Annotated in this window: 16 protein-coding genes, 6 tRNA genes and 3 rRNA genes; 2 read left to right on the forward strand and 23 right to left on the reverse strand. The window is 54.9% G+C overall.

The window, feature by feature from the left end:
- Positions 1–12 precede the first annotated feature (12 nt).
- From rpsG to tyrS, 23 genes are all read right to left on the reverse strand, one after another.
- On the reverse strand, positions 13–483 hold the full coding sequence (gene rpsG / locus OZ428_RS30010) for a 30S ribosomal protein S7 (RefSeq protein WP_002555493.1): 471 nt from the start codon (positions 481–483) through the stop codon (positions 13–15).
- A gap of 118 nt (positions 484–601) precedes the next feature.
- Entirely contained in the window at positions 602–973 is a 372-nt protein-coding gene (gene rpsL, locus OZ428_RS30015) for a 30S ribosomal protein S12 (protein ID WP_002555494.1), read from the reverse strand.
- Between the two features lie 216 nt (positions 974–1189).
- On the reverse strand, positions 1190–5389 hold the full coding sequence (gene rpoC / locus OZ428_RS30020; protein WP_033900032.1) for a DNA-directed RNA polymerase subunit beta': 4200 nt from the start codon (positions 5387–5389) through the stop codon (positions 1190–1192).
- Between the two features lie 64 nt (positions 5390–5453).
- On the reverse strand, positions 5454–9527 hold the full coding sequence (gene rpoB, locus OZ428_RS30025) for a DNA-directed RNA polymerase subunit beta (protein WP_019819139.1): 4074 nt from the start codon (positions 9525–9527) through the stop codon (positions 5454–5456).
- Positions 9528–9746: 219 nt separating this feature from the next.
- A complete protein-coding gene (gene rplL / locus OZ428_RS30030; protein WP_003210093.1) occupies positions 9747–10112 on the reverse strand; it encodes a 50S ribosomal protein L7/L12 in 366 nt (121 codons plus the stop codon).
- A 78-nt stretch (positions 10113–10190) separates the two neighbouring features.
- Entirely contained in the window at positions 10191–10691 is a 501-nt protein-coding gene (gene rplJ / locus OZ428_RS30035) for a 50S ribosomal protein L10 (protein WP_016969477.1), read from the reverse strand.
- Between the two features lie 198 nt (positions 10692–10889).
- Positions 10890–11585, reverse strand: a complete 696-nt coding sequence (rplA, locus tag OZ428_RS30040; protein WP_033900028.1) for a 50S ribosomal protein L1 — start codon at positions 11583–11585, stop codon at positions 10890–10892.
- The gene (rplK, locus tag OZ428_RS30045) at positions 11585–12016 is read right to left on the reverse strand and encodes a 50S ribosomal protein L11 (RefSeq protein ID WP_003176435.1); all 432 of its coding nucleotides are present in this window, start codon (positions 12014–12016) and stop codon (positions 11585–11587) included. The genes rplA and rplK overlap by 1 nt, the downstream gene beginning before the upstream one ends.
- Before the next feature lie 117 nt (positions 12017–12133).
- A complete protein-coding gene (gene nusG / locus OZ428_RS30050) occupies positions 12134–12667 on the reverse strand; it encodes a transcription termination/antitermination protein NusG (RefSeq protein ID WP_003176436.1) in 534 nt (177 codons plus the stop codon).
- 9 nt (positions 12668–12676) lie between these two features.
- Positions 12677–13045, reverse strand: coding sequence for a preprotein translocase subunit SecE (secE, locus tag OZ428_RS30055; RefSeq protein WP_003194658.1), 369 nt, complete (start codon positions 13043–13045; stop codon positions 12677–12679).
- 45 nt (positions 13046–13090) lie between these two features.
- Positions 13091–13166: transfer RNA gene (locus OZ428_RS30060), tRNA-Trp, on the reverse strand.
- Between the two features lie 161 nt (positions 13167–13327).
- Positions 13328–13403: transfer RNA gene (locus OZ428_RS30065), tRNA-Thr, on the reverse strand.
- A 26-nt stretch (positions 13404–13429) separates the two neighbouring features.
- Positions 13430–13503 (reverse strand) — tRNA-Gly (locus OZ428_RS30070).
- Positions 13504–13527: 24 nt separating this feature from the next.
- Positions 13528–13612, reverse strand: a tRNA-Tyr gene (locus tag OZ428_RS30075).
- Positions 13613–13755: 143 nt separating this feature from the next.
- Positions 13756–14202, reverse strand: a complete 447-nt coding sequence (locus OZ428_RS30080; RefSeq protein WP_269132146.1) for a hypothetical protein — start codon at positions 14200–14202, stop codon at positions 13756–13758.
- Positions 14203–14209: 7 nt separating this feature from the next.
- The gene (locus tag OZ428_RS30085) at positions 14210–14959 is read right to left on the reverse strand and encodes a pantothenate kinase (RefSeq protein ID WP_269132147.1); all 750 of its coding nucleotides are present in this window, start codon (positions 14957–14959) and stop codon (positions 14210–14212) included.
- On the reverse strand, positions 14949–15908 hold the full coding sequence (gene birA, locus OZ428_RS30090; protein ID WP_269132148.1) for a bifunctional biotin--[acetyl-CoA-carboxylase] ligase/biotin operon repressor BirA: 960 nt from the start codon (positions 15906–15908) through the stop codon (positions 14949–14951). The genes OZ428_RS30085 and birA overlap by 11 nt, the downstream gene beginning before the upstream one ends.
- Positions 15909–16074: 166 nt before the next feature.
- Positions 16075–16190, reverse strand: a 5S ribosomal RNA gene (rrf, locus tag OZ428_RS30095).
- A 153-nt stretch (positions 16191–16343) separates the two neighbouring features.
- A 23S ribosomal RNA gene (locus OZ428_RS30100) occupies positions 16344–19235 on the reverse strand.
- A 249-nt stretch (positions 19236–19484) separates the two neighbouring features.
- Positions 19485–19560, reverse strand: a tRNA-Ala gene (locus OZ428_RS30105).
- Between the two features lie 30 nt (positions 19561–19590).
- Positions 19591–19667, reverse strand: a tRNA-Ile gene (locus OZ428_RS30110).
- A gap of 82 nt (positions 19668–19749) precedes the next feature.
- Positions 19750–21285 (reverse strand): 16S ribosomal RNA (locus tag OZ428_RS30115).
- Together the 16S, 23S and 5S rRNA genes with 2 tRNA genes alongside form the textbook arrangement of a ribosomal RNA operon.
- Positions 21286–21781: 496 nt before the next feature.
- The gene (gene tyrS / locus OZ428_RS30120) at positions 21782–22981 is read right to left on the reverse strand and encodes a tyrosine--tRNA ligase (protein ID WP_033898150.1); all 1200 of its coding nucleotides are present in this window, start codon (positions 22979–22981) and stop codon (positions 21782–21784) included.
- A 208-nt stretch (positions 22982–23189) separates the two neighbouring features.
- Between tyrS and OZ428_RS30125 the strand changes: the two genes are divergently transcribed.
- Complete coding sequence (locus tag OZ428_RS30125) at positions 23190–24608, forward strand: peptidoglycan DD-metalloendopeptidase family protein (protein ID WP_133075346.1); 1419 nt, start codon at positions 23190–23192, stop codon at positions 24606–24608.
- Positions 24609–24611: 3 nt separating this feature from the next.
- Positions 24612–25703, forward strand: coding sequence for an anhydro-N-acetylmuramic acid kinase (locus tag OZ428_RS30130; RefSeq protein ID WP_269132149.1), 1092 nt, complete (start codon positions 24612–24614; stop codon positions 25701–25703).
- Positions 25704–25747: the final 44 nt, after the last annotated feature.

The following is a 25747-nucleotide window of genomic DNA, read 5'->3' on the forward strand; positions in this document are numbered from 1 at the left end:
GTGAAGCTAAGATTAGAAGCGGTAGTGCGAGAAAGCTTTGTTAGCTTCAGCCATACGGTGCACGTCTTCACGCTTCTTAACAGCAGCACCTTTACCTTCAGCAGCGTCCAACAGCTCGCCGGCCAAACGCAGAGCCATAGACTTCTCGCCGCGCTTACGGGCGAAGTCTACCAACCAGCGCATTGCCAGAGCGTTACGACGGGACGGACGAACTTCGACCGGAACCTGGTAAGTAGCACCGCCTACACGGCGCGACTTCACTTCGACCAGCGGAGCGATGGCGTCGAGAGCTTTCTCGAAGATTTCCAGGGGGTCGCTGTTCTTGCGTTCTTTAACCTTTTCCAGCGCGCCATAAACGATACGCTCGGCAACGGCTTTCTTGCCGCTTTCCATCACGTGGTTCATGAACTTGGCCAGGATCTGGCTTCCGTATTTTGGATCGTCAAGCACTTCGCGCTTGGCTGCTACGCGTCTTCTTGGCATGGATAAGCCCTCAAACGGTCTTCAGGTTCGTTCGGAATCGGTGCCCTTGCGGGACGCCTCCGACCTTACTCTTATCGACTCAGAAAATAAGATGATTCAGTTTTACAAAAAGCCGCTACTACTTAGGCTTCTTGGTACCGTACTTCGAACGACCCTGGTTACGACCTTTAACGCCGGAAGTATCCAAGGAGCCGCGTACGGTGTGGTAACGAACACCTGGCAAGTCTTTTACACGACCGCCGCGGATCAGCACCACGCTGTGCTCTTGCAGGTTGTGACCTTCACCACCGATGTACGAGGAAACCTCGAAACCGTTGGTCAGGCGCACACGGCATACTTTACGCAGTGCCGAGTTAGGTTTTTTCGGCGTGGTGGTATACACACGGGTGCATACGCCACGACGTTGCGGGCAGTTCTGCAGCGCAGGTACGTCGGATTTCTCGACGATACGCTTACGCGGCTGACGTACCAGCTGGTTGATAGTTGCCATCTACTAGCTCCACTGTTGTCTTGCGACGCTATTGTCTTGCAAGAAAAGCAAAATGGCAGGAACGAATTCCCGCCAAATTTAGGGGTACAAGAGTCTAAAGAGGATCTTGCCCCCAGTCAAGGCAAGGCCCCGACATCCCCACTCACCGAACCGGGGCAAAAATGCCTCGATCCGACGAATGGGGCTGCCGGGGCCCAGACTTATCTAGTGCAGAACTCAGTTACCGCTAGAGTTCAGCGCTTCGGTCAGTGCAGCTTCCACTTCACTGGCACTTACGCGCAGCGGCTTGTCAGCATCACGGCGACGCTTACGCTCGCTGTGGTAAGCCAAACCGGTACCGGCTGGGATCAGACGACCCACAACCACGTTTTCTTTCAGGCCGCGCAGGTAATCGCGCTTGCCGGTTACCGCTGCTTCGGTCAGTACGCGAGTGGTCTCCTGGAAGGAGGCCGCCGAGATGAACGACTCAGTGGACAACGACGCCTTGGTGATACCCAGCAGCACGCGGGTGAACTTGGAGACAAACTTGTCTTCCGCGCCCAGACGCTCGTTCTCTACCAGTACGTGAGTCAGTTCCATCTGGTCGCCCTTGATGAAACTGGAATCGCCGGATTCAGCGATTTCAACTTTACGCAGCATCTGACGCAGAATGGTCTCGATGTGCTTATCGTTGATCTTCACGCCTTGCAGGCGGTAAACGTCCTGGATCTCGTTAACGATGTACTTGGCCAGCGCACTCACACCCAGCAGACGCAGGATGTCGTGTGGATCGCTCGGGCCGTCGGAGATAACTTCGCCGCGGTTTACCTGTTCGCCTTCGAAGACGTTCAGGTGACGCCACTTCGGAATCAGCTCTTCGTACGGATCGGTACCGTCGTTCGGGGTAATGACCAGACGGCGCTTGCCCTTGGTCTCTTTACCGAACGCGATGGTGCCGCTGACTTCAGCCAGAATCGACGCTTCTTTCGGACGACGAGCTTCGAACAAGTCGGCAACACGCGGCAGACCACCGGTGATGTCACGGGTCTTCGAAGTTTCTTGCGGGATACGCGCGATAACATCACCGATCGCGATCTTCGCACCATCCGCTACACCGACCAGGGCGTTGGCTGGCAGGAAGTACTGAGCGATTACGTCAGTGCCTGGCAGCAACAGATCCTTGCCGTTGTCATCGACCATCTTCACGGCAGGACGGATGTCTTTACCGGCAGCTGGACGATCTTTCGCGTCGAGTACTTCAATGTTGGTCATACCGGTCAATTCGTCAGTCTGACGCTTGATCGTGATGCCTTCTTCCATGCCCACGTAGGTCACGGTACCTTTCATTTCGGTAACGATTGGGTGAGTGTGCGGATCCCACTTGGCCACGATTGCGCCAGCGTCGACCTTGTCACCTTCTTTAACCGAAATCACAGCACCGTACGGCAGCTTGTAACGCTCGCGCTCACGACCGTAGTCATCAGCAATTGCCAGCTCACCGGAACGGGACACAGCAACCAGGTGGCCATCCACACGCTCAACGTGTTTCAGGTTGTGCAGACGGACAGTACCGCCATTCTTCACCTGAACGCTATCGGCTGCGGAGGTCCGGCTTGCCGCACCACCGATGTGGAACGTACGCATGGTCAGCTGGGTACCCGGCTCACCGATGGACTGGGCAGCGATAACGCCGACCGCTTCACCGATGTTCACCTGGTGACCACGAGCCAAGTCACGGCCATAGCACTTGGCGCAGATGCCGTAGCGGGTTTCGCAGCTGATCGGCGAGCGAACGATCACTTCGTCGATGCTGTTGAGTTCGATGAACTCGACCCACTTCTCATCTACCAGGGTGCCGGCAGGAACGATAACTTCCTCGGTGCCTGGCTTGAACACGTCACGGGCAATAACACGACCCAATACGCGCTCACCCAGTGGCTCTACAACGTCACCGCCTTCAATGTGCGGCGTCATCAGCAGGCCGTGCTCGGTGCCGCAATCGATCTCGGTTACAACCAGATCTTGTGCAACGTCTACCAGACGACGAGTCAGGTAACCGGAGTTAGCGGTTTTCAACGCGGTATCCGCAAGACCTTTACGAGCACCGTGAGTCGAGATGAAGTACTGAAGTACGCTCAAACCTTCGCGGAAGTTCGCAGTAATCGGCGTTTCGATGATGGAGCCGTCCGGCTTGGCCATCAGGCCACGCATACCGGCGAGCTGACGGATCTGCGCAGCAGAACCCCGTGCGCCCGAGTCGGCCATCATGTACATCGAGTTGAAGGACTCTTGGTCAACTTCGTCGCCGTGACGGTCGATGACTTTCTCTTTCGAGAGGTTGGCCATCATCGCCTTGGAAACTTCGTCGTTTGCCTTCGACCAAAGGTCGATCACCTTGTTGTACTTCTCGCCCTGGGTTACCAGGCCGGAGGCGTACTGGCTTTCGATCTCTTTCACTTCATCGGTTGCAGCCGCGATGATGCGAGCTTTCTCATCCGGGATAACGAAGTCGTTAACACCGATGGAAACGCCGGAAATGGTCGAATAAGCAAAACCGGTGTACATCAACTGGTCAGCGAAGATCACGGTCTCTTTCAAACCAACCACGCGGTAGCACTGGTTGATCAGCTTGGAGATCGCCTTTTTCTTCATCGGCAGGTTGACGACGTCGTACGACAGACCTTTTGGCACAACTTGATACAGCAGCGCACGGCCGACAGTAGTGTCGACGATACGGGTGCCGCTCACGCTGCCGCCATCACGGTCGTTGACGGTTTCGTTGATCCGCACTTTGACCTTGGCATGCAGTGCGGCTTCGCCGGCACGGAACACACGGTCAACTTCTTGCAGGTCAGCGAATACACGACCTTCGCCCTTGGCGTTGATCGCTTCACGGGTCATGTAGTACAGACCCAATACAACGTCCTGCGACGGAACGATGATTGGCTCACCGTTGGCTGGCGACAGAATGTTGTTGGTCGACATCATCAACGCGCGCGCTTCCAACTGGGCTTCCAGTGTCAGCGGTACGTGCACGGCCATTTGGTCGCCGTCGAAGTCGGCGTTGTACGCAGCACAGACCAGAGGGTGCAGCTGGATAGCCTTACCTTCGATCAGTACCGGTTCAAACGCCTGGATACCCAGACGGTGAAGGGTCGGTGCACGGTTGAGGAGAACCGGGTGTTCGCGGATCACTTCAGCGAGAACGTCCCAAACCTCTGGCAGTTCGCGCTCGACCATTTTCTTGGCCGCTTTGATGGTGGTCGCGAGACCGCGCATTTCCAGCTTGCCGAAGATGAATGGCTTGAACAGCTCAAGTGCCATCTTCTTAGGCAGACCGCACTGGTGCAGACGCAGGGTCGGGCCTACGGTAATTACCGAACGACCGGAGTAGTCAACACGCTTACCGAGCAAGTTCTGACGGAAACGACCTTGCTTACCCTTGATCATGTCAGCCAGGGATTTCAGAGGGCGCTTGTTCGAGCCGGTGATAGCGCGGCCACGACGACCGTTGTCGAGCAGGGCATCGACCGCTTCTTGCAACATACGCTTTTCGTTGCGCACGATGATGTCCGGAGCGGACAGATCAAGCAGGCGCTTCAAGCGGTTGTTACGGTTGATCACGCGGCGGTACAGGTCGTTGAGGTCGGACGTCGCGAAACGACCACCGTCCAACGGTACCAGCGGACGCAGGTCTGGCGGCAGAACCGGCAGAACGGTCAGCACCATCCACTCTGGCAAGTTGCCGGAACCCTGGAAGGCTTCCATCAACTTCAGACGCTTGGACAGCTTCTTGATCTTGGTTTCGGAGTTGGTTTGCGGAATCTCTTCACGCAGACGGCCAATCTCGTGTTCCAGGTCGATAGCGTGCAGCAGTTCGCGGACAGCCTCGGCACCCATGCGGGCATCGAAATCGTCGCCGAACTCTTCCAGCGCTTCGAAGTACTGCTCGTCGTTCAGCAGCTGACCTTTTTCAAGAGTGGTCATGCCTGGATCGATAACGACATAGCTCTCGAAGTAGAGAACACGTTCGATATCACGCAGGGTCATGTCCATCAGCAAGCCGATACGGGACGGCAGCGATTTCAGGAACCAGATGTGGGCAACCGGCGAAGCCAGTTCGATGTGCGCCATGCGCTCACGACGAACCTTGGCCAGTGCAACTTCAACGCCGCACTTCTCGCAGATCACACCACGGTGCTTCAAGCGCTTGTACTTACCGCACAGGCACTCATAATCCTTTACCGGGCCAAAGATTTTGGCGCAGAACAGGCCGTCACGCTCAGGTTTGAACGTACGGTAGTTGATGGTTTCCGGCTTTTTAACTTCACCGAACGACCACGAACGGATCATCTCAGGCGATGCCAATCCAATACGGATGGCGTCGAACTCTTCGACTTGACCCTGGTTTTTCAGCAAATTCAGTAGGTCTTTCAAGGCCTTTCCTCCTGGCGGAGCAGAGAGCGGGCTAAACAGCCCCGCTCTCGATTCGCGTCACGTGTTATTCGGTTTCCAGATCGATATCGATGCCGAGGGAACGAATTTCTTTGATCAACACGTTGAAGGACTCGGGCATGCCCGGCTCCATACGGTGATCGCCGTCCACGATGTTTTTGTACATCTTGGTCCGACCGTTCACATCGTCCGACTTCACTGTGAGCATTTCTTGCAGAGTGTAAGCAGCACCGTATGCTTCCAGTGCCCAGACCTCCATCTCCCCGAAACGCTGACCACCGAACTGAGCCTTACCACCCAGCGGCTGCTGGGTAACGAGGCTGTACGAACCGGTAGAACGAGCGTGCATCTTGTCGTCTACCAAGTGGTTCAGCTTCAGCATGTACATGTAGCCAACAGTAACCGGGCGCTCGAACTTGTTGCCGGTACGGCCGTCGAACAGCTGCATCTGGCCGCTTTCTGGCAGGTCTGCCAGTTTCAGCATGGCCTTGATTTCGCTTTCCTTGGCACCGTCGAACACCGGGGTAGCCATCGGAACGCCGCCGCGCAGGTTCTTCGCCAGATCCAGGATTTCCTGGTCGGAGAAGGTGTCCAGCTCTTCGTTGCGACCGCCGATCTCGTTGTAGATCTCGTGCAGGAACTTACGCAGGTCTGCGACCTTGCGCTGCTCTTCGATCATACGGTTGATCTTCTCGCCCAGACCTTTGGCCGCGAGGCCCAGGTGGGTTTCAAGGATCTGACCAACGTTCATACGCGAAGGTACGCCCAACGGGTTGAGGACGACGTCGACCGGGGTGCCATTGGCATCGTGCGGCATGTCTTCAACCGGCATGATCACGGAGACCACACCTTTGTTACCGTGACGACCGGCCATCTTGTCGCCCGGCTGGATGCGGCGACGGATTGCCAGGTAAACCTTGACGATTTTCAGCACGCCTGGAGCCAGGTCATCGCCCTGCTGCAGTTTGCGCTTCTTGTCTTCAAACTTGTCGTCCAGCAGACGGCGACGATCAACGATGTAGGCCTGGGCCTTCTCGAGCTGCTCGTTCAGAGCATCTTCAGCCATGCGCAGTTTGAACCACTGGCCGTGCTCAAGACCGTCGAGGATTTCGTCGGTGATGTCCTGACCTTTCTTCAGACCCGCGCCGCCTTCAGCCTTGTGGCCTACCAGGGCGGAACGCAGACGTTCGAAGGTCGCGCCTTCAACGATACGGAACTCTTCGTTCAGGTCCTTGCGGATCTCGTCGAGCTGGGTCTTCTCAATGGACAGTGCACGAGCATCACGCTCAACGCCGTCACGGGTGAAGACCTGTACGTCGATGACAGTACCTTTGGTGCCAGTCGGCACGCGCAGGGAAGTGTCTTTAACGTCGCTGGCTTTTTCACCGAAGATGGCACGCAACAGCTTCTCTTCCGGAGTCAGTTGGGTCTCGCCTTTCGGAGTGACCTTACCAACCAGGATGTCGCCTGCGCCGACTTCAGCACCTACGTAAACGATACCGGCTTCGTCCAGCTTGTTCAGTGCAGCCTCACCCACGTTCGGGATGTCTGCAGTGATTTCCTCTGGCCCAAGCTTGGTGTCACGTGCCACACAGGTCAGTTCCTGAATGTGGATCGTGGTGAAACGGTCTTCTTGAACAACACGCTCGGACAGGCAGATGGAGTCTTCGAAGTTGAAGCCGTTCCATGCCATGAACGCGATGCGCATGTTCTGACCCAGTGCCAGTTCACCCATGTCGGTGGACGGGCCGTCGGCCATGATGTCGCTACGCTGAACGCGATCACCCTTGCTCACCAGCGGACGCTGGTTGATGCAGGTGTTCTGGTTCGAGCGGGTGTATTTGGTCAGGTTGTAGATGTCGACACCGGCTTCGCCAGTTTCTACTTCGTCATCGGCAACACGAACCACGATACGGCTGGCGTCAACAGAGTCGATCACACCACCACGACGAGCCACGACGCAAACGCCGGAGTCACGGGCTACGTTACGCTCCATGCCGGTACCTACCAGCGGCTTGTCAGCGCGCAGGGTCGGTACAGCTTGACGCTGCATGTTGGAACCCATCAACGCACGGTTGGCGTCATCGTGCTCCAGGAACGGGATCAGCGACGCAGCAACCGAAACTACCTGCTTCGGCGATACGTCCATCAAGGTGACGTCTTCCGGCGCCTTGACGGTGAACTCGTTCAAGTGACGAACAGCTACCAGCTCGTCGATCAGGACTTTCTTGTCGTTCATCGTGGCCGAGGCCTGAGCGATCACGTGATCAGCTTCTTCGATGGCGGACAGGAACACGATCTCGTCGGTGACCAGAGCGTCTTTCACCACACGGTACGGGCTCTCGAGGAAGCCGTACTGGTTGGTGCGCGCATAAGCGGCCAGGGAGTTGATCAGACCGATGTTCGGACCTTCCGGCGTTTCGATCGGGCAAACACGACCGTAGTGCGTCGGGTGTACGTCACGAACTTCGAAACCAGCACGCTCACGGGTCAGACCGCCCGGGCCCAGTGCAGAAACACGGCGCTTGTGGGTGATCTCGGAGAGCGGGTTGTTCTGGTCCATGAACTGCGAGAGCTGGCTGGAACCGAAGAACTCTTTCACCGCCGCAGCCACTGGCTTGGCATTGATCAGGTCTTGCGGCATCAGGCCTTCGCTTTCTGCCATCGACAGACGCTCTTTGACTGCACGCTCAACACGTACCAGGCCAACGCGGAACTGGTTCTCGGCCATTTCGCCTACGCAGCGAACACGACGGTTACCCAGGTGGTCGATGTCATCGACGATGCCTTTGCCGTTACGGATGTCGACCAGGGTCTTCAGTACCGCGACGATGTCTTCCTTGCACAGCACGCCCGAACCTTCGATCTCGGTACGACCGATACGACGGTTGAACTTCATCCGGCCGACCGCAGACAGGTCATAGCGCTCAGGGCTGAAGAACAGGTTGTTGAACAGGGTCTCGGCAGCGTCTTTGGTAGGTGGCTCACCAGGACGCATCATGCGATAGATCTCGACCAGCGCTTCCAATTGGTTGCTGGTGGAGTCGATCTTCAGCGTGTCGGAGATGAACGGACCGCAGTCGATGTCGTTGGTATACAGGGTCTCGATGCGAACGACCTGAGCCTTGGCGATCTTGGCCAGGATCTCGGTGTTCAGCTCGGTGTTGCACTCAGCCAGGATTTCACCTGTAGCCGGGTGAACGATGACCTTGGCGGTCGTGCGGCCCAGGACGTAGTCCAGAGGCACTTCCAGCTCTTTGATACCGGCTTTTTCGATCTGGTTGATGTGGCGCGCAGTGATACGACGGCCAGCTTCAACAATGACCTTGCCTTTTTCATCCTGGATGTCCAGGACGGCAATTTCACCACGCAGACGCGAAGCGATCAGCTCCAGCTTGAGGGTTTCATCCTTCAGGCTGAATACGTTGGTGGTGTAGAAGGCATCCAGCACTTGCTCAGTGGTATAACCGAGCGCGCGCAGCAGCACCGAGGCCGGCAGCTTACGACGACGGTCGATACGCACGAACACGCAGTCTTTCGGATCGAACTCGAAGTCCAACCACGAACCGCGGTACGGAATGATCCGCGCGGAGTACAGGAGTTTGCCGGAGCTGTGCGTCTTGCCGCGGTCGTGGTCGAAGAACACGCCCGGGGAACGGTGCAGCTGGGAAACGATCACACGCTCGGTACCGTTGATAACGAAGGTACCGTTCTCGGTCATCAATGGGATTTCGCCCATGTAGACTTCTTGCTCTTTGATGTCCTTGATCGCTTTGTTCGACGATTCTTTGTCGAAAATGATCAGGCGCACTTTTACCCGCAAAGGTACGGCGTAAGTAACACCGCGCAACACGCATTCTTTGACATCAAATGCCGGTTCGCCCAGGCGATAACCGACGTACTCCAGCGCAGCATTGCCGGAGTAGCTGATGATCGGGAAAACGGATTTGAAGGCCGCATGCAGGCCCACGTCGCGGAACTGATCTTTGGTCGCTCCCGCCTGCAAGAATTCACGATACGAATCCAGCTGGATAGCCAGAAGGTACGGGACATCCATGACGTCCGGCAACTTGCTAAAGTCCTTGCGGATACGTTTTTTCTCAGTATATGAGTAAGCCATCAGCGTTCCCCAGCTTGGTCACCTGCTTGTTTGGCCCTCCCGACGGGAGCAGCCAGAAAATCTTGCAAACCCCATGGTTTGCACCACCGCATCGGGTGGCTACAGCGCGTTAATGGCGGCGACCGAGTCGACAGCCAAGAACGGAAAAAGGCCGGTGGCAAGAGCCACCAGCCATCAGCCTTCAGCTTAACGCTTGGGCTGGAGACGCAAGGTCGATGCTTACTTCAGCTCGACTTTAGCGCCTGCTTCTTCCAGTACTGCTTTGGCTTTGTCAGCTGCGTCTTTCGACACTGCTTCCAGAACCTGGGCAGGAGCGCCGTCAACTACAGCCTTGGCTTCTTTCAGGCCCAGACCGGTCAGTTCACGTACTGCCTTGATCACGTTTACTTTCTTCTCGCCAGCTTCCAGCAGCATGACGTTGAATTCGGTTTGCTCTTCAGCAGCAACAGCAGCAACAGCTGGGCCAGCGGAAGCAGCAGCAGCGGAAACGCCGAATTTTTCTTCGAAAGCTTTGATCAGCTCAACAACCTGCAGAACCGACATTTCAGCTACGGCGTTGAGGATATCGTCTTGGGAGATAGACATTGCTGTATTTCCTGAATTGGGGGACGGCCTACGCGGCCATCGAAATAAACAAAAATACGCGAGAGAAGTTGCTCAGCCTTAGGCTGCGGCAGCTTCTTTTTGCTCGCGAACTGCAGCCAGAGTACGAGCCAGCTTGCTGGTAGCGCCTTGAATCACGCTCATCAGCTGCGAAATGGCTTCGTCGCGGGTCGGCAGTGTTGCCAGTACGTCGATTTGGTTAGCTGCGAGGAACTTGCCCTCGAACGCAGCTGCCTTGATCTCGAACTTATCCTGACTCTTGGCGAATTCTTTGAACAAACGGGCAGCAGCGCCTGGATGTTCTTTGGAGAACGCAATCAGAGTCGGGCCGGTGAACACGTCGTTGAGGACACTGTATTCAGTGTCAGCAACAGCGCGCTTGAGCAGGGTGTTACGTACAACACGTACGTATACGCCAGCTTCACGAGCCTCTTTACGGAGTCCGGTCATAGCGCCTACTGTCACACCACGGGCATCAGCCACGACAGCGGACAGAGCAGCTTTGGCAGCCTCGTTGACTTCAGCGACGATGGCCTTCTTGTCTTCGAGATTAATTGCCACGGGTTTAACTCCTGCTTGTTACCGTTTCATCTGGCCGGAGCCGGATGTCGTTTTGGTGTCTGATTCGGTAAGGAACCGGGAGCACCATCTGCGTAGGCTTGTGGTTTAAGACTTGCGCCGCCTACGGTCTTGGATAGCCCCCGCCAGGCAGGGACCCCAATTTTTCAATCGACGCGATCGCTCGCGCCAATCTGTGTCTTATACGTCCAGCGAGCCTTGGTCGATGACCAGACCTGGGCCCATAGTGGTGCTCAGGGTAACGCGCTTGACGTAGATACCTTTCGAGGAAGCTGGCTTGATACGCTTCAAATCAGCGATCAGGGCTTCAACGTTTTCCTTCAGCTTGACGGCATCGAAGCCGACTTTGCCAACGGAGGTGTGAATGATGCCGTTTTTGTCGGTGCGATAACGAACCTGACCAGCCTTGGCGTTCTTGACCGCGGTGGCTACGTCTGGGGTTACGGTGCCGACTTTAGGGTTAGGCATCAGACCACGTGGACCGAGGATCTGACCCAACTGACCTACAACGCGCATTGCATCCGGGGAAGCAATAACTACGTCATAGTTCAGGTCGCCGCCTTTCATTTCGGCAGCCAGGTCGTCCATGCCAACGCGATCAGCGCCAGCGGCCAGAGCAGCTTCAGCTGCCGGGCCTTGGGTGAAGACAGCTACACGTACAGTCTTGCCAGTACCGTGTGGCAGCACAGTTGCGCTACGAACGACCTGGTCGGATTTACGTGGGTCAACACCCAGGTTTACAGCAACGTCTACGGACTCGCTGAACTTGACAGTCGACAGCTCAGCCAGCAGGGCAGCGGCGTCTACAAAGTTGTAGGCCTTGCCTGCTTCGATTTTGCCGGCGATAGCCTTTTGACGCTTGGTCAGCTTAGCCATTACACACCCTCCACGTTAAGGCCCATGCTACGAGCAGAACCGGCGATGGTACGCACGGCTGCATCCATATCAGCTGCAGTCAGATCCGCGTTTTTGGTTTTCGCGATTTCTTCCAGCTGAGCACGAGTTACGGTGCCAACCTTAACGGTGTTCGGACGAGCGGAACCGCTAGTCAGACCAGCAGCTTTCTTCAACAGAACCGAAGCCGGGGTCGACTTGGTTTCGAAGGTGAAGCTACGGTCGCTGTATACAGTGATGATCACTGGAGTCGGCAGACCTGGCTCAAGACCCTGAGTACGGGCGTTGAAGGCCTTGCAGAATTCCATGATGTTCACGCCGTGCTGACCCAGAGCTGGACCGACGGGTGGGCTAGGGTTGGCCTGAGCGGCCTTCACTTGCAGCTTGATGTAAGCGGTAATCTTCTTGGCCATGAGGCACTCCAATTACGGGTTCAAACGCCTCGAAAGGCTCCCCGGTTACTTGCGCGTTTATCCCAGTGACGACAAAACCCCACAGCCTAAGGCTGCGGGGTTGGGATGATTGCTCAGCTAGACCTTCTCGACCTGGCTGAACTCCAACTCTACCGGAGTAGAGCGACCGAAAATGAGCACTGCCACTTGGATCCGGCTCTTTTCGTAGTTAACTTCTTCGACAGTACCGTTGAAATCAGCAAACGGACCATCTGTGACACGAACAACCTCACCCGGCTCGAACAACGTCTTCGGCTTAGGCTTGTCGCTACCATCAGCAACGCGACGCAGAATCGCTTCTGCTTCTTTGTCAGTGATAGGAGCAGGCTTATCAGCAGTACCGCCAATGAAGCCCATGACACGAGGGGTATCCTTGACCAAGTGCCAAGTACCTTCATTCATGTCCATCTGAACCAGCACATAGCCAGGGAAGAACTTGCGTTCGCTTTTGCGCTTCTGGCCATTCCGCATTTCAACCACTTCTTCAGTGGGAACCAGAATTTCGCCGAAGCCATCTTCCATGCCTGCCAGCTTTACGCGCTCTAGCAAAGAGCGCATAACATGCTTCTCGTAACCCGAGTAAGCATGCACAACGTACCAACGCTTAGCCACGGGACACCCTTAGCCAACAATCAAGGAAACAAGCCAGCCGAGCAGGGAATCAAGCCCCCACAACAGCAACGCCATAACCAGAACAACAGCCACAACGATCAACGTGGTCTGCGTGGTTTCTTGGCGAGTCGGCCAAACGACTTTACGGATTTCGGTGCGAGCTTCCTTTACCAGGACCGCGAAAGACTTGCCTTTGGCAGTCTGCAGGCCTACAAAGGCAGCTACAGCAGCAAGGGCAAGCAAAGCGAGGACGCGGTACAGGATCGGCGAAGCAGAATAGTACTGATTGCCAACAACGCCTACGACCACCAAGGCAACTACAGCGAGCCACTTGACCAGATCGAAACGAGAGCTTTGAGCTTCAGCCTTAGGAGTCATCTATGAAGATCCTGTGAAAAGAAAGCCAGATACACCACGTGAATCTGGCAGGTCAGGAGGGAATCGAACCCCCAACCTACGGTTTTGGAGACCGTCGCTCTGCCAATTGAGCTACTGACCTAAAACAAAATCAGGCCGACCATTATGCAGGCCTGAAAAAGACTTTACAACAACCAACCCCACTAGACTTGAAATCACCCGACGATAAAGCCAGACGCAACACCAACAAGCCGAGGCAGCTGTTAAAACAAAGGCAGATATTTTCATATCTGCCTTGTCATATGGAGCTCTTGAGCGGATTTGAACCGCTGACCTCACCCTTACCAAGGGTGTGCTCTACCAACTGAGCTACAAGAGCGAAACACCTTGCACAACCTGCAAACTTGGAGCGGGTAGCGGGAATCGAACCCGCATCATCAGCTTGGAAGGCTGAGGTTCTACCACTAAACTATACCCGCGGAGCTTGCAGCTCACGCTAAAAATGGTGGAGGGGGAAGGATTCGAACCTTCGAAGTCGTAGACGTCAGATTTACAGTCTGATCCCTTTGGCCGCTCGGGAACCCCTCCTAAGCGAGCCGGCATTTTACATTACGCCGACCTTCTGTCAAGCATTTTCTCATTTAAAAATATGAGGTTAGCTGCGTTGACCTTCGCTTCACACTGTAGGCCTTAAAGGTCTTCACTGCGAAGCGGGCGCCATTCTATGCAAACTATTCGAGAGATGCAACGCCTTCGCACAACATTATTTTATGTTTTAACTCATTGAATTCCTTAGCAAGGTTTTCAAATGGCAGATCCTCAGCCAGGCGTCGACTTTCAGGGGCTACGCGCAACCAATAGCCGGAGGCTTCAGCAGTATTGAGCAATTGGACCTTGACCTTTATATCCAGGCTCGTCAGGCGCTGCTCAACAGACTGCGCCTGCCGCTGGTCCGCAAAACCACCGATGTACAAACACATATTCTGCGCCTCAGATGCTTTTGCACGATCTCTGCGCGTCACCGCATCAGACGACTCACTGAGCAAGCGAATGTCCTGTTGCGACCCCTTGTAAAGACTCAGAGGCGTGACATCTTTGGCGCGCAACGGCGCTTCTTGCTGATGCCAGATGTAGTAGAAGGCGTTGAGGACAAGTAAAAGCAAAAACAACCAACGCATAATCACCTCAGGACAAAGGACAAGCCATCGCCAAACCGACAAAAACCAAATCTGGAACGAGTCGGGCCTGCGGCACCGCATCTGCCACCAAATCGGCGTCCCCTCCCGTAAGGAACACAGTGAAGTCATCACCCCAGTAGCTTCGCGCCAGCTCTAACTGAGTGAGTACAAACCCTCGAAGCATAAGCGTACAACCTCGCTCCACTGCCTCTACGGTCGTACGACCTGGAGAGAGGCGCTCCAGCGCCCTTTCAGCAGCGGCGTCGTCGTACCGTATCTTGCGTGTATGAGTTCGCAGTTGGTTGCGCATGAGCGGCATACCTGGACAGATGAATCCACCGAGGTGCTCACCATCCGCGGCGATGAAATCCGCCGTGGCTGCCGTGCCGAAATCGAGCACCAGGCAAGCACCGCGCGCCAACTTGAACCCCCCCAGCATTGCAAGCCAACGATCAAGACCCAGACGCTCAAAATCTTCGTAGCCGTTACGCACTCCGGCCATCGCGCGCGCGGGAGCCGCACAGGAGACGGCAACGCCGAAGGCCTCATGCAGGGCCGCAACCAGCTTGCTTGTTTCTTCCAGGGCACGAACGCTCACCAGCCGGCAACGCGTCAGCAACAATCCGGGAAGCGCCACGAGGCTTTCAATCAAAGCCAGATCCGAACCAACAATCCCTTCCGAAGAGGCGTGAGCACTGTCGGCATCAAGTACACGCCATTTGATAAAGCTATTCCCACAGTCGAGCTCAAGAATCATCACGCAACCTCAGGCTTAACTCACCACCACTGTATATTTTTTCAACACCATCAACGCTCAAGCGCAGTGCTCCCTGACGGTCTACACCCAGTACAACGCCATCGACTTGGCTGATACCTGCGATAAGAGACACCGCCCGCCCCTGCCAGGCGTGATTCTGCTCCCACTCATCTTTGAGTGCGACAAAACCACCCTCACGGTGTCGCTCCAGGTAGCTTTGCAGCTGCAACCCCAACTGCGCCACCATCGCATTGCGATTCGCCGGAGAACCTGTCTGCAACTGAACCGATGTCCATTGCTGGTCCACCTCGTCAGCCCTCTGCATATTCACGTTGATGCCTATTCCGAGGACAACGTGGCAAATATCAGCGGGGTCTCCTACCAATTCCAGCAAAATCCCGGCAATTTTCTTCTCCCCTACCAGAACGTCGTTTGGCCACTTCAGAGTAACGTCCTGCACACCCGACTCGCGCAAGGTCTGCATGACCGCCAAGCCCACCACCAGGCTCAGTCCCTCCAACTGCCGAAGGCCCGACTCGATGCGCAATACGAGGCTGTAATACACATTTTGTGCGAACGGGCTTACCCACTTCCGCCCCCTCCTACCCCGGCCGGCCGTTTGCTGCTCCGCAAGCACCAAGAGCGGCGCCGCGCAACCGCCATCAACAAGGCGCAAGGCTTCGGCATTAGTGGAGTCAATGGAGTCAGAGATATGAATGGGCCACGCTAGGGAGGGCGCATTCAAGGCAATATCTTCAGCAGTCAAGAACACCAACGGTGACGCCAACTGATACCCCTTACCTCGCACCTTATGGAGGGGCAGATTGAGTTCTGCTTCCAGGTGCTGGAGTTGCTTCCAGACAGCACTGCGGCTGACACCCAGGGCGGCACCAAGCGCTTCACCCGAGTGGAATCGGCCATCTTTCAGAAGTTTTAACAGCGTCAGCATGCAAATATCGCCTCACAATGAGGCACGCATGATAGCCATGCGCAGGGTCATTGCATAGAAACGCAGGACCTTAGCACTGAAGGTCGTCGAAATGACCGCCTTTGTGTTTTTCGACCGCCCAAAACAAAACCCCATCTGCTTTCGCAAATGGGGTTTCGGAATTTAATCTTGACGATGACCTACTCTCACATGGGGAAACCCCACACTACCATCGGCGATGCATCGTTTCACTGCTGAGTTCGGGATGGGATCAGGTGGTTCCAATGCTCTATGGTCGTCAAGAAATTCGGGTACTGAGTCGTGGCAGGTGCCTCGCTTCAGCAAATTGGGTATGTGATAGCTTTCGGTGTTTTGTGAGATCGAACTTTCGGTTCTATCGTCTTCACACACCGCAATCTGATGCTCTTTCGAGTAGTCAAATTGCTTGGGTGTTATATGGTCAAGCCTCACGGGCAATTAGTATTGGTTAGCTCAACGCCTCACAGCGCTTACACACCCAACCTATCAACGTCGTAGTCTTCGACGGCCCTTCAGGGAACTCAAGGTTCCAGTGAGATCTCATCTTGAGGCTAGTTTCCCGCTTAGATGCTTTCAGCGGTTATCTATTCCGAACATAGCTACCCGGCAATGCCACTGGCGTGACAACCGGAACACCAGAGGTTCGTCCACTCCGGTCCTCTCGTACTAGGAGCAGCCCCTCTCAAATCTCAAACGTCCACGGCAGATAGGGACCGAACTGTCTCACGACGTTCTAAACCCAGCTCGCGTACCACTTTAAATGGCGAACAGCCATACCCTTGGGACCGGCTTCAGCCCCAGGATGTGATGAGCCGACATCGAGGTGCCAAACACCGCCGTCGATATGAACTCTTGGGCGGTATCAGCCTGTTATCCCCGGAGTACCTTTTATCCGTTGAGCGATGGCCCTTCCATACAGAACCACCGGATCACTAAGACCTACTTTCGTACCTGCTCGACGTGTCTGTCTCGCAGTCAAGCGCGCTTTTGCCTTTATACTCTACGACCGATTTCCGACCGGTCTGAGCGCACCTTCGTACTCCTCCGTTACTCTTTAGGAGGAGACCGCCCCAGTCAAACTACCCACCATACACTGTCCTCGATCCGGATAACGGACCTGAGTTAGAACCTCAAAGTTGCCAGGGTGGTATTTCAAGGTTGGCTCCACGCAGACTGGCGTCCACGCTTCAAAGCCTCCCACCTATCCTACACAAGCAAATTCAAAGTCCAGTGCAAAGCTATAGTAAAGGTTCACGGGGTCTTTCCGTCTAGCCGCGGATACACTGCATCTTCACAGCGATTTCAATTTCACTGAGTCTCGGGTGGAGACAGCGCCGCCATCGTTACGCCATTCGTGCAGGTCGGAACTTACCCGACAAGGAATTTCGCTACCTTAGGACCGTTATAGTTACGGTAACCGTTTACCGGGGCTTCGATCAAGAGCTTCGCGTTAGCTAACCCCATCAATTAACCTTCCGGCACCGGGCAGGCGTCACACCCTATACGTCCACTTTCGTGTTTGCAGAGTGCTGTGTTTTTAATAAACAGTCGCAGCGGCCTGGTATCTTCGACCGGCATGAGCTTACGGAGCAAGTCCTTCACCCTCACCGGCGCACCTTCTCCCGAAGTTACGGTGCCATTTTGCCTAGTTCCTTCACCCGAGTTCTCTCAAGCGCCTTGGTATTCTCTACCCAACCACCTGTGTCGGTTTGGGGTACGGTTCCTGGTTACCTGAAGCTTAGAAGCTTTTCTTGGAAGCATGGCATCAACCACTTCGTTAACTAAAAGTTAACTCGTCATCAGCTCTCGGCCTTAGAATCCCGGATTTACCTAAGATTCCAGCCTACCACCTTAAACTTGGACAACCAACGCCAAGCTGGCCTAGCCTTCTCCGTCCCTCCATCGCAATAACCAGAAGTACAGGAATATTAACCTGTTTTCCATCGACTACGCTTTTCAGCCTCGCCTTAGGGACCGACTAACCCTGCGTCGATTAACGTTGCGCAGGAAACCTTGGTCTTTCGGCGTGGGTGTTTTTCACACCCATTGTCGTTACTCATGTCAGCATTCGCACTTCTGATACCTCCAGCAAGCTTCTCAACTCACCTTCACAGGCTTACAGAACGCTCCTCTACCGCATCACTTACGTGATACCCGTAGCTTCGGTGTATGGTTTGAGCCCCGTTACATCTTCCGCGCAGGCCGACTCGACTAGTGAGCTATTACGCTTTCTTTAAAGGGTGGCTGCTTCTAAGCCAACCTCCTAGCTGTCTAAGCCTTCCCACATCGTTTCCCACTTAACCATAACTTTGGGACCTTAGCTGACGGTCTGGGTTGTTTCCCTTTTCACGACGGACGTTAGCACCCGCCGTGTGTCTCCCATGCTCGGCACTTGTAGGTATTCGGAGTTTGCATCGGTTTGGTAAGTCGGGATGACCCCCTAGCCGAAACAGTGCTCTACCCCCTACAGTGATACATGAGGCGCTACCTAAATAGCTTTCGAGGAGAACCAGCTATCTCCGAGCTTGATTAGCCTTTCACTCCGATCCACAGGTCATCCGCTAACTTTTCAACGGTAGTCGGTTCGGTCCTCCAGTTAGTGTTACCCAACCTTCAACCTGCCCATGGATAGATCGCCCGGTTTCGGGTCTATTCCCAGCGACTAGACGCCCTATTAAGACTCGCTTTCGCTACGCCTCCCCTATTCGGTTAAGCTCGCCACTGAAAATAAGTCGCTGACCCATTATACAAAAGGTACGCAGTCACCCAACAAAGTGGGCTCCCACTGCTTGTACGCATACGGTTTCAGGATCTATTTCACTCCCCTCTCCGGGGTTCTTTTCGCCTTTCCCTCACGGTACTAGTTCACTATCGGTCAGTCAGTAGTATTTAGCCTTGGAGGATGGTCCCCCCATATTCAGACAAAGTTTCTCGTGCTCCGTCCTACTCGATTTCATGACTAAGAGATTTTCGCGTACAGGGCTATCACCCACTATGGCCGCACTTTCCAGAGCGTTCCGCTAATCTCAAAGCCACTTAAGGGCTAGTCCCCGTTCGCTCGCCACTACTAAGGGAATCTCGGTTGATTTCTTTTCCTCAGGGTACTTAGATGTTTCAGTTCCCCTGGTTCGCCTCTTACACCTATGTATTCAGCGTAAGATAACCATCTTATGATGGCTGGGTTCCCCCATTCAGACATCTCCGGATCAAAGTCTGTTTGCCGACTCCCCGAAGCTTTTCGCAGGCTACCACGTCTTTCATCGCCTCTGACTGCCAAGGCATCCACCGTATGCGCTTCTTCACTTGACCATATAACCCCAAGCAATCTGGTTATACTGTGAAGACAACATTCGCCGAAAATTCGATAATACTCAAAACTGAGTAACTCACAAATTTTACCTTAGCCTGATCCGTTACCAGTGAAAGTAACGTTCAGTCTATCTTTCTATCACACACCCAAATTTTTAAAGAACGATCTAATCAAAGACTAGAAATCAACATTCACCATCAACCTGATGGAATGCTCATTTCTAAGCTTTCAACTTCTAGAAGCAGTAGTGGTGGAGCCAAACGGGATCGAACCGTTGACCTCCTGCGTGCAAGGCAGGCGCTCTCCCAGCTGAGCTATGGCCCCGTATTTCTACAGGCGTTTCCCACACAAAATTGGTGGGTCTGGGCAGATTCGAACTGCCGACCTCACCCTTATCAGGGGTGCGCTCTAACCAACTGAGCTACAGACCCAATTTCGGGCTGCTTCTTATCGTCTTCTTCAATGAATCAAGCAATTCGTGTGGGAGCTTATGGAGCAGCTGATGTCGTCGATTAAGGAGGTGATCCAGCCGCAGGTTCCCCTACGGCTACCTTGTTACGACTTCACCCCAGTCATGAATCACACCGTGGTAACCGTCCTCCCGAAGGTTAGACTAGCTACTTCTGGTGCAACCCACTCCCATGGTGTGACGGGCGGTGTGTACAAGGCCCGGGAACGTATTCACCGCGACATTCTGATTCGCGATTACTAGCGATTCCGACTTCACGCAGTCGAGTTGCAGACTGCGATCCGGACTACGATCGGTTTTATGGGATTAGCTCCACCTCGCGGCTTGGCAACCCTCTGTACCGACCATTGTAGCACGTGTGTAGCCCAGGCCGTAAGGGCCATGATGACTTGACGTCATCCCCACCTTCCTCCGGTTTGTCACCGGCAGTCTCCTTAGAGTGCCCACCATAACGTGCTGGTAACTAAGGACAAGGGTTGCGCTCGTTACGGGACTTAACCCAACATCTCACGACACGAGCTGACGACAGCCATGCAGCACCTGTCTCAATGTTCCCGAAGGCACCAATCTATCTCTAGAAAGTTCATTGGATGTCAAGGCCTGGTAAGGTTCTTCGCGTTGCTTCGAATTAAACCACATGCTCCACCGCTTGTGCGGGCCCCGTCAATTCATTTGAGTTTTAACCTTGCGGTAGTACTCCCCAGGCGGTCAACTTAATGCGTTAGCTGCGCCACTAAAAGCTCAAGGCTTCCAACGGCTAGTTGACATCGTTTACGGCGTGGACTACCAGGGTATCTAATCCTGTTTGCTCCCCACGCTTTCGCACCTCAGTGTCAGTATTAGTCCAGGTGGTCGCCTTCGCCACTGGTGTTCCTTCCTATATCTACGCATTTCACCGCTACACAGGAAATTCCACCACCCTCTACCATACTCTAGTCAGTCAGTTTTGAATGCAGTTCCCAGGTTGAGCCCGGGGATTTCACATTCAACTTAACAAACCACCTACGCGCGCTTTACGCCCAGTAATTCCGATTAACGCTTGCACCCTCTGTATTACCGCGGCTGCTGGCACAGAGTTAGCCGGTGCTTATTCTGTCGGTAACGTCAAAATTGCAGAGTATTAATCTACAACCCTTCCTCCCAACTTAAAGTGCTTTACAATCCGAAGACCTTCTTCACACACGCGGCATGGCTGGATCAGGCTTTCGCCCATTGTCCAATATTCCCCACTGCTGCCTCCCGTAGGAGTCTGGACCGTGTCTCAGTTCCAGTGTGACTGATCATCCTCTCAGACCAGTTACGGATCGTCGCCTTGGTGAGCCATTACCTCACCAACTAGCTAATCCGACCTAGGCTCATCTGATAGCGCAAGGCCCGAAGGTCCCCTGCTTTCTCCCGTAGGACGTATGCGGTATTAGCGTCCGTTTCCGAACGTTATCCCCCACTACCAGGCAGATTCCTAGGCATTACTCACCCGTCCGCCGCTCTCAAGAGAAGCAAGCTTCTCTCTACCGCTCGACTTGCATGTGTTAGGCCTGCCGCCAGCGTTCAATCTGAGCCATGATCAAACTCTTCAGTTCAAACATCTTTGGGTTTTTAAGAAACCCTAAACTTGGCTCAGCAATCGTTGGTTACATCTTTGATTTCTCGCGGAGTAACTTGTGATGCTGATAATCTTGTTGACTATCAGTCTGACTCCACAAGCACCCACACGAATTGCTTGATTCAGTTGTTAAAGAGCGGTTGGTTAAGATCTTTCGTCTCAACCGAGGCGCGCATTCTACAGCAGCCTCATTTGCTGTCAAGTGATTATTTTCAGAAGCTTTCGAAGGTTTCTTCAACAACTTCAACCACTTGCGCTTCAGATCTCTCGTCAGCGGGAGGCGAATTCTACAGCGTTACACGCTGCTGTCAACACCTCTCTTTCAACTTCTTTTTGGCTTCGATGAACTGAAGCAACCTGCTGCTGAAACCTACATAACTCATTGTTTACCAAGGAGTTTTCCGTTTCGACTGCGCCGGAAGTGGGGCGAATTATAGACAGTTACAATTCGCCGTCAACACCTAATTTCAGTTTTATTCGGATTTGAGCGTAATACGCGCAAAGGCCTTCTTACCAGCCTGGCAAACGTGGGTAGCGCCCAGCTCGTATATAAAGGTGCGATCCACAACCTCACCATCTATACGCACACCACCGGAACCCAGAAGGTCGCGTGCAACGGCCGAGTTCTTAACCAGGCCAGCCTTATTGAGCACAGCCGCGATCGGCATTGCCTCGGCAGCAGACAACTCAATCTCCGGCAGATCATCCGGCAGCTCGCCATCCTTCATGCGATTACCCGCGGCGCGGTGAGCATTGGCAGCAGCCTCTTCACCATGGAAACGCGCAACAATCTCTTCGGCCAGCTTGATCTTCACGTCACGAGGATTGGCGCCTGCTTCTACTTCAGCACGCAACGCATTGATCTCATCCATCGAACGGAAGCTCAGCAGCTCGAAGTAACGCCACATCAGCGCATCCGGAATGGAGACCAGCTTGCCGTACATCACACCCGGCGCTTCCTGGATACCGACATAGTTGCCCAAGGACTTGGACATCTTCTTGACGCCATCCAACCCTTCGAGCAACGGCATGGTCAGAATGCATTGAGCTTCCTGCCCATACGCGCGCTGCAGCTCACGCCCCATCAACAGGTTGAATTTCTGGTCGGTGCCACCCAGCTCAACGTCCGCGCGCAAGGCGACCGAGTCGTAACCCTGAACCAGCGGATAGAGGAACTCATGAATGGCGATCGGCTGATTGGTGGAGTAGCGCTTGTCGAAGTCATCGCGTTCAAGCATGCGTGCAACGGTGTACTGAGAGGTCAGGCGAATGAAGTCCGCCGGCCCCATCTTGTCCATCCAAGTGGAGTTGAATGCCACTTCGGTCTTGGCCGGGTCGAGAATCTTGAACACCTGGGTCTTGTAAGTTTCGGCGTTATCGAGCACCTGCTCACGCGTGAGCGGCGGGCGCGTCGCGCTCTTGCCGCTCGGATCACCGATCATCCCAGTGAAGTCACCTATAAGGAAGATGACCTGATGCCCCAGCTCCTGGAACTGACGCAGCTTATTAATAAGCACGGTATGGCCCAGGTGCAGATCCGGCGCAGTCGGATCAAAGCCAGCCTTAATACGCAGGGGCTGGCCACGCTTGAGCTTTTCGATCAGCTCAGCCTCGACCAACAGTTCTTCCGCACCACGTTTTATCAGCGCTAGCTGCTCTTCAACCGACTTCATAACAGACCCGCAAGGCTCAGATTCAAAAGGGAACCAACCATACAAGATCAGGGACTAATTACAAGTTTTGCCCTGCGAACGGACACCGTTCGGCAAGCCCAGCGTTCGCGAGCTTGCGCCACAGATGATTTGGTTATATTTTATACAGTTATTTCATCTTCATCATGTCATTCATCTTTTCCATTTCATCTTCAAAGTCAAATTACCTATGACCACTGAACCGTCTAAAGCGCCGCCGCTTTACCCGAAGACCCACCTGCTCGCTGCAAGTGGTATCGCCGCCCTTCTCAGCCTGGCACTCCTGGTATTCCCTTCCAGTGACGTAGAAGCCAAACGAACATCCCTGAGCCTTGACCTGGAAAGTCCAGTTGAACAACTGACACAAGATCAAGACGCTTCCGACGCGCAACAAGCCACAAATGCACCGACCGAATCGCCGTTCGCCCAGATAGAAAGCAGCCCGGAAGATACCCAGCAAGCCGCCCAAGAGCCGTCTGCGCCGGCCGCCGATGCCGCCAAGAACCCACAACACCGCGAAGTGATCGTGGCCAAGGGCGACACATTGTCGACCCTGTTTGAGAAAGTCGGCCTCCCTGCTGCCACCGTCAATGAAGTACTGGCCAGCGACAAGCAGGCCAAGCAATTTACCCAGCTCAAACACGGCCAGAAACTTGAATTCGAACTGACACCTGATGGTCAGCTGCACAACCTGCATAGCAATGTCAGCGATCTAGAAAGCATCACCCTGACCAAAGGTGCCAAGGGCTTTGCCTTCAACCGCATCACCACCAAACCCGTGATGCGCTCCGCCTACGTACACGGCGTTATCAACAGCTCGCTATCGCAATCCGCAGCCCGCGCCGGTCTGTCACACAGCATGACCATGGACATGGCCAGCGTGTTCGGCTACGACATCGACTTCGCCCAGGACATCCGTCAAGGCGACGAATTCGATGTGATCTACGAGCAGAAAGTCGCCAACGGCAAGGTCGTCGGCACTGGCAATATCCTCTCCGCCCGCTTTACCAACCGCGGCAAGACCTACACCGCCGTGCGCTACACCAACAAACAAGGCAACAGCAGCTACTACACCGCCGATGGCAATAGCATGCGCAAAGCCTTTATCCGCACCCCAGTGGACTTCGCTCGTATTAGCTCGCGTTTCTCCATGGGTCGCAAGCATCCAATTCTGAACAAAATCCGCGCCCACAAAGGTGTGGACTATGCGGCCCCGCGTGGCACGCCAATCAAGGCTGCCGGCGACGGCAAGGTACTGTTGGCAGGTCGTCGCGGCGGTTACGGCAATACCGTGATCATCCAGCATGGCAACACCTACCGTACGCTGTACGGCCACATGCAAGGTTTCGCCAAGGGCGTGCAAACCGGCGGTACCGTGAAGCAAGGCCAAGTGATCGGCTATATCGGCACTACCGGCCTGTCCACTGGGCCACACTTGCACTATGAGTTCCAGGTCAATGGCGTCCACGTCGACCCACTGGGCCAGAAGTTGCCGATGGCCGACCCGATCGCCAAGGCAGAGCGCGCCCGCTTCATGCAACAAAGCCAGCCGTTGATGGCGCGCATGGATCAAGAGCGCTCCACCCTGCTGGCTTCGGCGAAGCGTTAAGGCATGCCGCTCTATATAGGCGTGATGTCCGGGACCAGCCTTGATGGCCTGGACATTGCCTTGATCGAGCAAGACTCGGCGATCAAGTTGATCGCCACGCACTACATCCCAATGCCAGATACCCTGCGCGCCGAGCTGCTCGCTCTGTGCGCCAGCGGGCCGGATGAAATTGCCCGCTCCGCCATTGCCCAACAGAAATGGGTGACCTTGGCCGCACAAGGTATTCACGCTCTACTCGATCAACAAAACCTCAAGCCCCAGGATATTCGTGCGATAGGCAGCCATGGCCAGACCATCCGCCATGAACCCGCCCGAGGCTTTACCGTACAAATCGGTAATCCGGCTTTGCTCACCGAGCTGACGGATATCACCGTGGTCAGCGATTTCCGCAGCCGCGATGTGGCCGCCGGCGGCCAGGGCGCCCCGCTGGTGCCCGCCTTCCACGAAGCGTTGTTTGGTGAGCACACTGGTAACCGTGCCGTATTGAATGTGGGAGGTTTCAGTAACCTCAGCCTGATCGAGACCGGCAAGCCTGTCGCCGGCTTCGACTGCGGCCCGGGCAACGTCCTATTGGATGCGTGGATTCACCAACAACGCGGCGAACACTTTGATGGCGATGGTCAGTGGGCGGCCAGCGGCAAAGTCGAACCCGAGTTGCTCAACGCCCTGCTCAGTGACCCCTTTTTCGTGACCAAAGGCCCAAAGAGTACTGGCCGCGAAGTGTTCAACTTGGAATGGCTGCGCCAACACCTTGGCCAGTTGCCTGCATTTGAGTCTCAGAATGTGCAGGCAACTCTGCTTGAGCTGACCGCCCTGACGATCGTTGAGTCCCTACAGTCGGCCCAATCCCAGACAGAAACATTGCTGGTATGTGGTGGCGGCGCTCACAACGCCACGCTGATGAATCGCCTGGCCGCTCTACTACCGTCAACCCACGTCAGCAGCACCGCCACCTACGGCGTGGACCCCGACTGGGTCGAAGCCATGGCCTTCGCCTGGCTGGCCCACTGCTGCCTTGAAGGCATTGCCGCCAACCGCCCGAGCGTCACCGGCGCACGCGGGCTTCGGATACTGGGCGCGATCTACCCCGCCTAAAATACCCGGACAGCAAAACGCCGCTTGGCCTATCACAGCCAAGC

The sequence above is a fragment of the Pseudomonas sp. GXZC genome (assembly GCF_026967615.1).
GTDB lineage: Bacteria > Pseudomonadota > Gammaproteobacteria > Pseudomonadales > Pseudomonadaceae > Aquipseudomonas > Aquipseudomonas azotoformans_A.

Excerpts from the sequence above, each read along its gene's own strand:
- rpsG (WP_002555493.1), bottom strand. The coding sequence starts at position 483 with ATGCCAAGAAGACGCGTAGCAGCCAAGCGCGAAGTGCTTGACGATCCA.
- rpsL (WP_002555494.1), bottom strand. The coding sequence starts at position 973 with ATGGCAACTATCAACCAGCTGGTACGTCAGCCGCGTAAGCGTATCGTC.
- rpoB (WP_019819139.1), bottom strand. The coding sequence starts at position 9,527 with ATGGCTTACTCATATACTGAGAAAAAACGTATCCGCAAGGACTTTAGC.
- rplL (WP_003210093.1), bottom strand. The coding sequence starts at position 10,112 with ATGTCTATCTCCCAAGACGATATCCTCAACGCCGTAGCTGAAATGTCG.
- rplA (WP_033900028.1), bottom strand. The coding sequence starts at position 11,585 with ATGGCTAAGCTGACCAAGCGTCAAAAGGCTATCGCCGGCAAAATCGAA.
- rplK (WP_003176435.1), bottom strand. The coding sequence starts at position 12,016 with ATGGCCAAGAAGATTACCGCTTACATCAAGCTGCAAGTGAAGGCCGCT.
- secE (WP_003194658.1), bottom strand. The coding sequence starts at position 13,045 with ATGACTCCTAAGGCTGAAGCTCAAAGCTCTCGTTTCGATCTGGTCAAG.
- OZ428_RS30080 (WP_269132146.1), bottom strand. The coding sequence starts at position 14,202 with ATGCGTTGGTTGTTTTTGCTTTTACTTGTCCTCAACGCCTTCTACTAC.
- OZ428_RS30085 (WP_269132147.1), bottom strand. The coding sequence starts at position 14,959 with ATGATTCTTGAGCTCGACTGTGGGAATAGCTTTATCAAATGGCGTGTA.
- birA (WP_269132148.1), bottom strand. The coding sequence starts at position 15,908 with ATGCTGACGCTGTTAAAACTTCTGAAAGATGGCCGATTCCACTCGGGT.
- tyrS (WP_033898150.1), bottom strand. The coding sequence starts at position 22,981 with ATGAAGTCGGTTGAAGAGCAGCTAGCGCTGATAAAACGTGGTGCGGAA.
- OZ428_RS30125 (WP_133075346.1), top strand. The coding sequence starts at position 23,190 with ATGACCACTGAACCGTCTAAAGCGCCGCCGCTTTACCCGAAGACCCAC.
- OZ428_RS30130 (WP_269132149.1), top strand. The coding sequence starts at position 24,612 with ATGCCGCTCTATATAGGCGTGATGTCCGGGACCAGCCTTGATGGCCTG.